Origin of the sequence: Xenorhabdus beddingii (assembly GCF_002127545.1) — a bacterium.
Lineage (GTDB): Bacteria > Pseudomonadota > Gammaproteobacteria > Enterobacterales > Enterobacteriaceae > Xenorhabdus > Xenorhabdus beddingii.
Window position 1 is genome coordinate 64,344 of the sequence record NZ_MUBK01000018.1, and the last position, 12,199, is coordinate 76,542.

General features: G+C 46.2%; 13 protein-coding genes. 6 read left to right on the top strand and 7 right to left on the bottom strand.

The features are described 5' to 3' along the window. Positions 1-11 precede the first annotated feature (11 nt). The 3 genes from darT (at position 12) to yihA (ending at position 2,571) form a co-directional block, all read left to right on the top strand. Positions 12-662 (top strand): type II toxin-antitoxin system toxin DNA ADP-ribosyl transferase DarT, encoded by a 651-nt coding sequence (gene darT / locus Xbed_RS11635; protein ID WP_086113089.1) that lies wholly within the window; start codon positions 12-14, stop codon positions 660-662. Next, the gene (gene darG, locus Xbed_RS11640) at positions 659-1,717 is read left to right on the top strand and encodes a type II toxin-antitoxin system antitoxin DNA ADP-ribosyl glycohydrolase DarG (protein ID WP_086113090.1); all 1,059 of its coding nucleotides are present in this window, start codon (positions 659-661) and stop codon (positions 1,715-1,717) included. Before darT ends, darG begins: the two co-directional genes overlap by 4 nt. A 230-nt stretch (positions 1,718-1,947) precedes the next feature. After that, positions 1,948-2,571, top strand: coding sequence for a ribosome biogenesis GTP-binding protein YihA/YsxC (gene yihA / locus Xbed_RS11645; RefSeq protein WP_086113091.1), 624 nt, complete (start codon positions 1,948-1,950; stop codon positions 2,569-2,571). 103 nt (positions 2,572-2,674) lie between these two features. Here yihA and spfP read toward each other — a convergent pair whose 3' ends face one another. The 5 genes from spfP to Xbed_RS11665 form a co-directional block, all read right to left on the bottom strand. Further along, a complete protein-coding gene (spfP, locus tag Xbed_RS20815) occupies positions 2,675-2,722 on the bottom strand; it encodes a small protein SpfP (protein WP_438361642.1) in 48 nt (15 codons plus the stop codon). A gap of 281 nt (positions 2,723-3,003) precedes the next feature. After that, positions 3,004-5,814 carry a DNA polymerase I gene (gene polA, locus Xbed_RS11650; RefSeq protein WP_086113092.1) on the bottom strand — a complete coding sequence of 937 codons (2,811 nt, stop codon included), beginning with the start codon at positions 5,812-5,814 and terminating at the stop codon, positions 3,004-3,006. A 409-nt stretch (positions 5,815-6,223) separates the two neighbouring features. Then, complete coding sequence (gene dsbA, locus Xbed_RS11655) at positions 6,224-6,847, bottom strand: thiol:disulfide interchange protein DsbA (RefSeq protein ID WP_086113093.1); 624 nt, start codon at positions 6,845-6,847, stop codon at positions 6,224-6,226. Positions 6,848-6,864: 17 nt separating this feature from the next. Further along, entirely contained in the window at positions 6,865-7,854 is a 990-nt protein-coding gene (locus Xbed_RS11660) for a serine/threonine protein kinase (protein WP_086113094.1), read from the bottom strand. A gap of 18 nt (positions 7,855-7,872) precedes the next feature. Beyond that, the gene (locus Xbed_RS11665; protein ID WP_086113095.1) at positions 7,873-8,142 is read right to left on the bottom strand and encodes a YihD family protein; all 270 of its coding nucleotides are present in this window, start codon (positions 8,140-8,142) and stop codon (positions 7,873-7,875) included. A gap of 183 nt (positions 8,143-8,325) precedes the next feature. On the opposite strand from Xbed_RS11665, the gene mobA reads away from it, so the two are divergent. From mobA to Xbed_RS11680, 3 genes are read left to right on the top strand one after another with little or no spacing between them, the layout of a single operon-like run. Continuing rightward, the gene (gene mobA / locus Xbed_RS11670; protein ID WP_086113096.1) at positions 8,326-8,928 is read left to right on the top strand and encodes a molybdenum cofactor guanylyltransferase MobA; all 603 of its coding nucleotides are present in this window, start codon (positions 8,326-8,328) and stop codon (positions 8,926-8,928) included. Further along, positions 8,925-9,500, top strand: coding sequence for a molybdopterin-guanine dinucleotide biosynthesis protein MobB (gene mobB / locus Xbed_RS11675; RefSeq protein WP_086113097.1), 576 nt, complete (start codon positions 8,925-8,927; stop codon positions 9,498-9,500). Before mobA ends, mobB begins: the two co-directional genes overlap by 4 nt. Beyond that, positions 9,497-10,882, top strand: a complete 1,386-nt coding sequence (locus Xbed_RS11680; protein ID WP_086113098.1) for a pyridoxal phosphate-dependent decarboxylase family protein — start codon at positions 9,497-9,499, stop codon at positions 10,880-10,882. The genes mobB and Xbed_RS11680 overlap by 4 nt, the downstream gene beginning before the upstream one ends. A gap of 94 nt (positions 10,883-10,976) precedes the next feature. On the opposite strand, the gene lsrG is transcribed toward Xbed_RS11680, so the two are convergent. Together lsrG and lsrF are read right to left on the bottom strand one after the other, a co-directional pair. Beyond that, positions 10,977-11,276: a (4S)-4-hydroxy-5-phosphonooxypentane-2,3-dione isomerase gene (gene lsrG / locus Xbed_RS11685; protein ID WP_086113099.1), complete on the bottom strand. Its 300-nt coding sequence runs from the start codon at positions 11,274-11,276 to the stop codon at positions 10,977-10,979. A 1-nt stretch (position 11,277) separates the two neighbouring features. Next, positions 11,278-12,162: a 3-hydroxy-5-phosphonooxypentane-2,4-dione thiolase gene (gene lsrF, locus Xbed_RS11690; protein WP_086113100.1), complete on the bottom strand. Its 885-nt coding sequence runs from the start codon at positions 12,160-12,162 to the stop codon at positions 11,278-11,280. Positions 12,163-12,199: the final 37 nt, after the last annotated feature.

Here is a 12,199-nt window from a genome sequence, read left to right on the forward strand (position 1 = left end):
CGGTCGCTAACATGAGCTATAAAGAGAGCTTAAACCCCCAAAAGGCATTGATTTGGCGAATTATTCACAGAGATAACCTGCCTTGGGTTCTCCAAAATGGGTTTTTCGCTGGGAATAGTGATACAAAATCAGAGAGCTGGGTAGATATTGGTAATCCAGAGCTAATATCGAAAAGAGCTAACCATCCCGTTCCGATTCCCCCGGGAGGAACACTGAACGATTACATCCCATTTTACTTCACACCTTTTTCTCCTATGCTAAAAAACATACATAGTGGGTGGGGAGGAATAAAACGAAGAGATAACAGTGAAATAATTATCCTTGTCTCTAGTTTGCATAAACTAAATGAAATGGAAGTTCCCTTTATTTTTACTGATAGCCATGCTTACTACGTGTGGTCGAATTTCTACTCTGATGTAGCAGATCTGGACAAAATTGATTGGGTTCTTATTCAATCAAAAGATTTTAAAAGAGATCCTGATGATCCTGCCAAATTTGAACGTTATCAGGCTGAAGCTCTCATACACAACCATTGCCCAGTAGAGGCGTTCGTTGGTATCGTATGTTATGCGGAAAAAGATAAGCAATACTTAGAAAAGTTAATTAAACAATCTGGTCATGACGTTAAAGTGATCACGAGACCAGGGTGGTATTTTTCATGATTCATTATACAACAGGCAACCTACTCGACTCTGATGTAGAGGTATTGGTCAACACAGTCAATACGGTAGGAGTTATGGGAAAGGGAATTGCTTTAATGTTCAAAGAACGTTTCCCTTTAAATATGACTTTGTATGCAAGAGCGTGTAAATCCGGTGACGTTAATACTGGAAAAATGTTTGTTACTGAAACGGGAGAATTAGTTAATCCTCGGTGGATTGTTAACTTCCCAACCAAACAGCATTGGCGTGCCCCTTCTCAGATGGAATGGATTGTTGATGGATTACAGGATCTTAAAAAATGGCTTATCGAAAATAACGTCAAATCTATTGCTATTCCCCCCTTGGGGGCTGGCAACGGTGGCCTTAGCTGGAAGGATGTGAAACCAGAGATCGAAGCTGCATTATCACCTCTGACTGGTATCAACATTTACATTTATGAACCTATCGCCAAGTATCAAAATGTGAGTAAAAAGAAAGGTGTTGATACATTAACTCCAGCTCGTGCCATGATCGCGGAACTTATTCGCCGTTACTGGATTTTAGGTATGGAATGCAGCTTACTTGAGATTCAGAAACTGGCTTGGTTGCTTTCCAGGGAACTTGAAAAGCAAGGTTTTCAAGACATTCTCAAACTCACGTTTGAAGCAAACAACTATGGACCCTATGCACATAATTTAACCCATTTACTCAATGCGTTAGATGGTAGCTACCTTTGCTCTGATAAACGTATTCCTGATAGTGATCCGTTAGATGTGATTCGATTTAATGATGCCAAAAAAGAAAAGCTACAAACTTACTTGAAAACCGAAGCGAAAGATTACTTATCCGTACTAGAAAAAACCTCAGAATTAATTGAAGGATTTGAATCTCCCTATGGCATGGAGCTGTTAGCTACGGTCGATTGGCTCTTGTATAAAGAGAAATGCGACAACAATATCGAATCTATTAAGAAAGGCTTGAGCCATTGGAAAGGTGGTGCTAAATGGGCTGCACGGAAGCTATCATTGTTTAAAGATCGCCATGTCAGTATTGCTATAAATAAGCTGGCCTCATAACCAATGAACCAGTACGTATTATTTCCCCGAACACGGCGTCCCCAGCGTTCCGGCCATTCAGCTTGTTTTGACAATCGCGTCTCAGGGTGAATTATATGCGCGTTTCTCTGACTACCTACACCGTTCATCATCAGAATAAATACCGAAATAAAGTTACGCCTGTCCACAAGCCGTTGCTCTCGGTATAATCACCACGCTATTTTTGCGTATTCCTCTGGGAGATAACCATTTTGACCATCAAAAACTACAACTATCATATGACTCACTTTATCACGAGTGCACCTGACATTCGCCACCTGCCTCAAGATGTGGGCATTGAGGTCGCGTTTGCCGGTAGGTCAAATGCGGGTAAATCCAGTGCCCTGAATGCACTGACCCGCCAGAAAAGCCTTGCGCGCACAAGTAAAACCCCTGGCCGTACTCAGTTGATTAACCTATTTGAAGTGGAAGAAGGTGTACGTCTGGTGGACTTGCCGGGCTATGGTTACGCTGAAGTACCGGAAGAGATGAAGCGCAAGTGGCAGAAAGCCTTGGGGGAATATCTCCAGAAACGTGAATGCCTGTTGGGGCTGGTGGTTTTGATGGATATCCGCCATCCGCTGAAAGATCTGGATAAGCAGATGATCGAATGGGCTGTCGTGATGCACGTACCTGTCATGGTATTGCTGACTAAAGCCGATAAACTGGCATCCGGCGCCCGTAAAAGCCAACTGGCGAAAGTCCGTGAGGAATTGGCTTCTCTGGATGGCGATGTCCAGATCGAATACTTCTCTGCCCCGAAAAAAATCGGGATCGATAAACTCGAACAGAAACTCGACCTCTGGTTCAATCAACCCGCCATTGAGATGGAATAACAGCAGCGGAATAACATCCGTCAGCGTTCACCGCGTTCCCGCCTGCATCAATCGGACATAAAAAAACGCCCCAGTCAAAAAAGATGACTGGGGCAGCTAATATTCAGCTAAATCCGATTACGTGAAGTAAAAGGTCTGAAAGATAGAACATCTTACCTCTGTACCCTACGCCGACAACTTTACCCTATTCCCTGAAGCAAAAAAAGACTTTTTTGTAATTAATTTTCACAAATTACCGCGATTCAGCCGCTATTGTTTGACTAATTCAGGTTATAACGCCGTCATTAATGTAGTTTAATTACATATTTATGAGATCTAGATCTAATCCTGAACCTAACCCAAATTACTGTCACCCGCCTCTTCACCGCGTGATCCGGAGAGTTTTAGTTTATTAAACCAACAATGTTTTCATAAATATCATTCAATAAAAGATCAATGTGCCTGATCCCAGTTATCACCCACTCCCACATCCACTTTCAATGGCACATCAAGCTGCATACTTTGTTCCATCAATTCCCTGATTTTTTCCTCTGCGGTCTCCAGCTCCGATTCGTGCACCTCAAACACCAGTTCATCGTGAACCTGCATGATCATGCGTACATTTGGCTGCTCATTGACTATCCAATCATCCACCGCAATCATCGCCAATTTGATGATATCCGCTGCCGTACCCTGCATCGGTGCATTGATGGCTTCACGTTCTGAAGCCTTACGGCGCATGGCATTACGTGATTTGATCTCCGGCAGGTACAGCCGACGCCCTTCCAATGTTTCAACAAACCCATGATCAGCGGCTTGCTGGCGCGTGCGCTCCATATAAGACAGCACGCCCGGATAACGTTCAAAATAGAGGTCCATATAACGTTGTGCTTCGCCGCGTGGAATACTTAACTGACGGGATAAGCCGAACGCACTCATGCCATAGATCAGACCAAAGTTAATCGCCTTCGCACTGCGGCGCTGCTCGCTGCTCACTTGCTCCAATGGCACACCGAAAACTTCCGCAGCGGTTGCACGATGGATATCTTTGCCTTGTGCAAATGCTTCCAGCAATCCCTTGTCTTGTGACAGATGCGCCATAATGCGCAGTTCAATCTGCGAATAGTCTGCCGCCATAATGCGGTAACCTTCCGGCGCGATAAATGCCTGACGGATGCGTCGCCCTTCCTCATTGCGGACCGGAATGTTTTGCAGATTGGGATCACGGGAAGAGAGACGCCCGGTCGCAGTCACCGCCTGATGGTATGAAGTATGAACACGGTTTGTCGATGGGTTAACCATCTGGGGCAGTTTATCCGTGTAAGTGGATTTCAGTTTCGCCAGACCACGATGCTCCAGAATCACCCGAGCCAATTCGTGGTTTTCCGCCAGCTCTTCCAATACTTCTTCGTTCGTCGAGGGGGCACCATTCGGGGTTTTTTTCAGCACAGGCAAGTTCATTTTTTCAAACAAAATGACTTGTAGCTGCTTTGGTGAAGCCAAGTTGAATTCTTCACCTGCCAATGCATAAGCCGATTTTTCCAGCTCACCTAAACGCGCAGTGATTTCCCGTGAGTGTTCCGCCAACGTTTTGGCATCAATCAAGACTCCCGTCCGCTCCATGCGGGAAAGCACCGGCACCAACGGCATTTCAATTTTCTGGAAAACTTTTTTCAGCGCTTCGACACTTTCTAGCTGTGGATACATGGCCTGATGCAATCGTAAAGTCACGTCCGCATCTTCTGCCGCGTATTTTGACGCTTCTTCCAGTGGAATTTGATTGAAGGTTAACTGCTTTTTGCCTTTGCCCGCGATTTCTTCAAATGTGGTGGTTTTATAGTCCAAATGACGATCCGCAAGGCTATCCATATCGTGTCGTCCTACCACGCTGTTCAGCACATACGATTCCAGCATGGTATCAAATACAATCCCGTTCAGAGCGATGTCATAACGCGCCAGAACGCCCCGATCAAATTTCAGGTTCTGACCAATTTTAGGCCGGTCTGCATCTTCCAGCAGCGGTTTTAACGCTGCGAGAACGTCATGCAGATCGAGCTGCTGTGGCGCATCCAAATAATCATGTCCCAACGGCAGATAGGCGGCTTCAACCACTGATTCCTCTGCAGCAATAGCAAAAGACATCCCGACCAGATTGGCGGTCAGAGTATCAAGACCATCAGTTTCAGTATCAAAGGAGAATGCTGGAGCCTGTTTCAGTTTCTCAATCCATTCATCAAGGGATTGGCGTTCAAGAATGGTTTGATAGCTTTCTGGCGAAATAGGGCTTTTGGGTGACATATTGACAGCACTGGAGGCGGCCACCGCAGATTCTGCCTTGGAACCCGCGTTGGCCGCTTTCTGTCCATTGCCTTCCAGCCAGCAACCATTCTGTACGTCATTGATCCAGCGTTTGAATTCGTAATGGCTGAACAGTGCCAACAGTTCATCCGCATCCGGCGGCACAACAGAAAGATCCAAACAGGTCTTATCTAATTCCACATCCGTTTTAATGGTCGCCAACTGGTAGGAAAGATAGGCCACCTCTTTATGCTGCTCCATTTTCCCGCTCAGGGTTTTGGCACCACGGAAGCTGAGTGTGGCAATTTCGGCAAGCCTGGCGTAAATATCCTTCAATCCACCAATGCCCTGCAACAGTCCCAGTGCCGTTTTCTCACCCACACCCGGCACACCAGGAATATTATCGGAGGAGTCTCCCATCAGGGCGAGAAAATCAATGATCAATTCAGGGGGAATGCCATATTTCTCTCTCACCCCTTCCGGCCCCAAAATGGTGTTAGTCATGGTATTAATCAGCGTGATATTCGGTGTCACCAACTGGGCCATATCTTTATCACCGGTACTGATCAGGACGGATCGGCCCTCTTTTTCAGCCTGCAACGCCAATGTCCCGATAACATCATCGGCCTCAACGCCCGGAACAACCAGAATCGGTAACCCCATTGCCTTAACCATAGTGTGCAACGGCTCAATCTGAGCACGCAAATCCTCCGGCATGGGGGGGCGATGAGATTTATATTCAGCGAATAACTCATCACGGAACGTTTTGCCCTTGGCATCAAACACGACCGCCACATGACTGGGTTTATACTGCATGATCAAACTACGCAGCATGTTCAGCACGCCATACATGGCGCCCGTAGGTTCTCCCGCACTGTTTGTCAGTGGAGGAAACGCATGGTATGCACGATAAAGGTATGAAGAACCATCAACCAAAATCAGGGGATTGTCTGCTATCTGTGCCATAAAATTTTCTTCGTCGTTCTGTGGGATGAATAAAGAATAGAATGCCACACTGTGCCGATATAGACGAATTTTGCGAGAATTTTCTCGTGCCGGCCTGCATTTTCTGACAAATATCCTGATGGGTGCTCTGTGGATAACTTTGTGCACAAAAAAATGGCATATAAAGCAGATTTATGTTTATCGCTGTAAAGAATGAATAACAGAAGGTAAAAATCAATGAATTACGCTGAATATTAAGAAAATATGACAACCACTTAAAAATCACTGACTTGTGGATATTACCGGAGTTTATGTTATGAAAGGGCGTTTTCAGCAAGTATTGTGCCAGTCTTATCATAATTGGCACAATACCCATGTTATTTTATATTCATCCTAACGTTTTGGTTACGTTTGGCTGTACGATGGTGACTTATTTTTTTGTCACCAGATAATTCACGACCTCAGAGAATTTTTTGCCATAATCCAGCTCTGACTTGGCGTCAATGCCACCATTATTAATCAAGTACTTGCCATTGACAAAAATAGCCGGAACGCCGCGCAGTTCAAAATCTTTGGCTGCCTGACGCTCTTTCGCTGCCACAGATTGTACGATAAAGCTGTTCAATGCAGCGTCATATTCCTCACCCGATATACCGGCCTTGATAAAGGCATTGCGGATATCCTCTTTGCTCCTGATGGTTTGTGTTTTCTGAATACCTTCAAACAAAATCGGCGTGACTTTATCTTCAAGTTTCATGACGATAGCAACGGCCCAAGCATCCGTCAGATCTTTTCCCAAAGGCCCGATAAAATCGACATGATAACGATCATGAGTCACACCTGCCGGCAGGTTTTTCTCGACAGTCGAAGGAACATGATACACATTTTCAAACTGATAACAGTGAGGACAATAAAAAGAGAAAAACTCTAAAACCTGCGGCTGCTCCGCTACCGGTTTTTTTAGTTCCGTAAACTGCTTGCCTTCAGAAAAACCGGAAGCGAATGCATTAAATGCCATCAACGCTCCCACCAGTGCTAGCCAAAATTTTTTCATAATGGTCTCCAAAAAAATTAATACATCGGATTAAGCTGTAAAGGGGGTTCCTGTAACAGCCGGGTTTGTTCAGAAAAAAGATTTATTTGCTTACACCAAAAATCACTGTCAGCCATCCATGGAAATGCTTTAGGGAAAGCGGGATCTTGCCAGCGGCGGGCAACCCAAGCTAAATAATAGACCATTCGCATTGCACGCAGAGGTTCTATCAAGGCCAACGTTTTGGGGTCAAAATCCGTAAACTGGGTATATGATTCAAGCAGGATATCCAACTGAATCAACCGCTCTGACCTTGAGCCATTGAGCAACATCCACAAATCCTGAACCGCAGGGCCATTGCGGGCATCATCCAGATCCACAAACCATGCCTCATCACGCCACAAGATATTACCCGCATGGCAATCACCATGCAGACGTAAAACTTGCCAGTGATCATGCCATTGACTGGCTACTGCACTGTTCAATTCATCCAGTGCGGCCAAAAAGCCTTTCTTATGTCCGGCAGGGAGCAATTTACATTCAGCCAAATATTGATAGGGTTGATATAAATATTCATCCAGATTAAGCGTGGGGCGAACAGAAAATGTTTTTTGACCACCAATTTGGTGCATCCTTCCCAATAACCGCCCAACATCTTCTAGCTGGTCAAAATTGTCTAATTCGTACTGACGTCCCCCTACGCTGGGGAAAATAGCAAAAAAGAATCCACCATAATTCAATACCGTCTGCCCATCAAACATCAGTGGCGCCGCAACAGGCAAAGCGGCCTGCTGCAATTCACGGGCAAGATCATGTTCCTCTTGGATCTGTGCCTGGCTCCAGCGCAAAGGACGATAAAATTTCACGACATAGCGCTTGCGATTTTCATCCATGAACTGATAAACACGATTTTCGTAACTATTCAGCTCAGTTAAACCGGAATCAATGTACAAACCCGATTGCACCAGCGCATCCATGATTAGATCCGGGGTGATATTCTGAAAATTAAAAGCCTTTGGTTCCGTCACAACACAATTCTCTCTTTATCAATCTTTAATAATGCCACGGGCGCGCAATAAAGCGGTCTTGAAATCGTCTTCATAATCCTTTTTCAAACCGGGAATTTCAGCCTGACTCTCCGTACCGCGCATTTTCAGGTGATAAATCAGAACGTCATCACTTAACTCAGATAACGGCCCTGTGAAACCCGCTTCATCAGCCAGCTTTTGCAAAAGTTGCATCAAACTTAAATCCGGCTCATTCTTCCATACCGAATGTAAAAGTTCGATAACTTCATTGAGGCGGTGATACTTCATTGTTAGTTCCTTATAAATAACGATACAAATTAACAGGATTAATCGCTCTGAGAAAGAATTGGTCTGTCAATCAGCGTAAAGTTATACTCCCACACCAAAGCAGCATCGTTAAATATTGATTCACAATGGTTATATATACTCAAATACTCAATATTTCATTGCCCAATATTCAGGTGATTTAACATGACGCATCAAAAAATCAGTGGCGCAATTCTGGCTGGGGGGCTATCCACCCGTATGGGGGGAAATGACAAAGGGTTACTGCAATTCCACGGCGCACCATTATACCAACACATCGCCACAAGATTGCAGCCGCAGGTTCATGAGCTGTTGATAAATGCCAATCGCAATCCAGGCATTTATCAGCAAAGTGGCTACCCCATCATACCGGATATCATTACCGATTTTTCCGGGCCACTGGCCGGTATGCTGGCTGTTTTGAAGAAAGCCATCAATGAGTGGGTGGTATTTGTTCCCTGCGACGTGCCGGATTTTCCCGCCGACCTCGTTGAAAAACTTTGGCACTATAAACAACACGCCTGGGCCGCTTATGCACATGATTGTAAACGCGCCCACCCCACCGTAGCCTTAATGCACCGCAGCCTGATCCCCCGGTTGGAAAGCTATCTTGCTCTGGGAGATAGAAAACTCATGTTCTTTATGCAGATGATTAAGGCGCAAGCCGTCTATTTCCCCGACTCCCGGGCTTTCACCAATTTAAATACACCAGAAGAATGTCATCACTGGGAGTACCAACATGGGGAATTTCTTCAGGAGACTGCATGAATCACCGCACCAACGACACAAGACTGCCCATGCTGGGTATCACGGCTTACAGTGGAACCGGAAAAACGACATTGTTAAAACAGGTTATTCCATTGCTGCGCCAGCAACTTATCCGCGTTGGGCTAATCAAACATACTCATCACAATATGGATGTCGATAAACCGGGCAAAGACAGCTATGAACTACGCAAGGCAGGAGCAACCCAAACGTTGGTCGCCAGCCAGCAACGCTGGGCGTTGATGACAGAAACACCCGATTTGCCGGCGTTGGATCTGCACGACCTCGCCAGCCGATTCGATGCAAACTCGCTGGATTTAATTCTGATTGAAGGCTTCAAACAAGAACCGATCCCCAAAATTGCACTTTATCGGGACGGCCTGAACCATACCGTCGATGAGATCCTCGATCCCTATGTGATCGCAATTGCCAGCGATATCACGCTGGCAACCTCTCTTCCACAGCTCAATATCAATCGGCCGGAACAAGTCGCAACATTTATTGCTGAATGGTTAAAGAAGCAGAAATCATCATCTACGGATGGCATAAAAACGATAACGGGAACAATACCATGAAAGATCCAATCCGTGATGCCTCACTGTCTGCGGTTAAAACCGCAAGTGAAATCGCGTACAACTACGTCAGTGAAGTCAGAAATCAACGCGTATTTCCCGATGGCGACGCGTTATCAGGTCTGAAAAATTTTGATAAGCCATTACCCCAAAAGGGAAGCCATTGCCAACAGGTGCTTGAGCAGCTCCACGCATACGGCTCACCCGCAACAGTCGCGACAACAGGAGGCCGATATTTCGGCTTAGTTGTCGGGGGTTCAACACCTGCCGCTATGGGCGCAAACATCATAACCAGTGCGTGGGATCAAATCGCATTGATGGAATCATCTTCACCGGTCGCCAACCAACTAGAAAAAATCGCCGGGCGTTGGGTACTGGAACTCTTGAATTTGCCATCAGAAGCATTCGTCGGTTTTGTGACTGGCACAACAATGGCGCATGTCAGTGCCTTGGCCGCAGCGCGACATTACCTGTATCAGAAACAAGGCCATGACCTTGCAGAACAGGGGCTACACAACGCCCCTGAATTAAAAGTTGTGCTCTCTGAAGCAGCCCATATCTCCGTTTTGAAAGCGCTGAGATTACTTGGCTTTGGTCGTTCACAGTTTATTTTTGTACCCTGCGATCACCAAGGTCGAATCATAGAGAGCGCCGTTCCCGCGTTTTCAGACAATATGATTCTGGTGTTACAAGCCGGTAATGTGAATTCTGGCAGTTCAGATAATTTTAACGCTTTAATCCCCCAAGCCAAAAAAGCGGGCAGTTGGGTGCATGTGGATGGGGCTTTTGGTCTTTGGGCACGGGCATCAAGAGAGAAATCCGCCTTAGTTGAAGGTGTTGAAATTGCCGATTCCTGGGCCGTTGACGCACATAAATGGCTCAATACTCCCTACGATTGTGGTATGTGTATCGTGCGCCATAAACAGGCATCAAGAGAAGTCATGACAACTTCGGCAGCCTATGTGGAAACACAAGATATGTGGCAGGCAAAGGATATGCTGCCAGAATTCTCCCGCAGAGCCAGAGCCGTCGAAGTGTGGGCGGCAATCGCAGAGCTTGGCTCACAAGGCATTGAGGAGCTGGTTGATCGCTGCTGCTTATATACAAAAATGCTGGAAAAGGGATTGAAGTCACTCGGTTTTGATGTTCTCAATGACGTTGTACTTAATCAGGTGGTCGCTTGTCTGCCTGATATCAACCTACAGCGCGCAATGTTGCAAAAAGTTCAGCAATCCGGCGAATGCTGGTTTGGGCACACAACATGGCAAGGGCGAGAAGCCATCCGACTCAGTGTCAGCTCTTGGGCAACGACGGAAGACGATATTCAGCGTAGCCTGACAGCAATATCTGCCGCCATGGATGAAGTTAAACAACCAGTTAATTAAAACTTGATATTTCAACCTTGCCGCCTAAATGCACAACGCCCCCGACATTCATGTCAAGGGCGTTATTCCTGCGGTCAGACAACGGCTTCTGTCTTTATTTCCCTTCCGGCATCAAGCCCACAAAAGTGGTTTTCTTGCGGGGTTCAGTCATCAATGCCGCCAGTTTTTCAACACAACGCAGATAATGAGGCGTTGTCTTATGTGCTGCAACGGCCGCTTCATCGACATAGGCTTCATAGATATAAAAGCGAGTCGGGATATCCTCATCACGCAGTACATCAAACCGCAAATTGCCCGGCTCTTTAACAGAACCGAGGTGATTATCCCGAAAAACCTCAATAAATTCGTCAACCTTGTCAGCCTTGACATTAATCTCAACCAATGTGACGTGCATATTATTCTCCCTTGGCTTTTTCACTCAGGAAAATCTCATAAGCCTGAGCGGGTTTCTCATTGTGATGCACCACGGCCTGCACCGCTTTCAGCATTGCAACCGGCGCCTCTGACTGGAAAATATTACGTCCCATATCCACCCCCGATGCTCCCTGATCAATCGCCTGATAGCACATATTCAACGCATCCAGCTCCGGCAATTTCTTACCGCCGGCGATTACAATCGGCACCGGACAACCCGCCGCAATTCGCTCAAAACCGCTATCAACATAATAGGTTTTGATGATGTTCGCCCCTATTTCGGCGGCAATGCGGGTTGCCAACGAGAAGTAACGTTGGTCACGCGCCATATCTTTACCGACGCCCGTCACCGCCATCGTTGGCATACCATAACGGGTTCCCTGATCCACCAGCTTGATAATATTCTTAATCGATTGGTGTTCGTGTTCTGAACCAATATAAACCTGAGCCGCCACCGCGCAGACATTGAGCCGCAGTGCATCTTCCATCGCCACGGAGACAGCTTCGTTGGATAGCTCAGTCAGAATCGAGTTAGCACCAGATGCACGCAGCACCACGGGTTTATTCGTTGCAGGAGGAACCTGACTACGCAGGATGCCACGGGTACACATCAGCACGTCAGTATGTTCAAACAGTGGGGCAATATTAATATCAATACGCTCCAAACCCGTCGTTGGCCCTTGGAAATAACCGTGATCAAACGCCAGCATGACCGTTTTATTGGTCGTGGGATTAAAAATTCGTGACAAACGGGACTGCATGCCCCAATCCAGCGCACCACAACCTTTCAATTCAAACAGGGTATTCTTTTGTGGCTTATCAATGCCAAAATCTTTACCATCTTTGATATCATCTAAATCTGCCATTTCTCCCTCCAGAAAAGTATCAGAATCAGGCTGGATA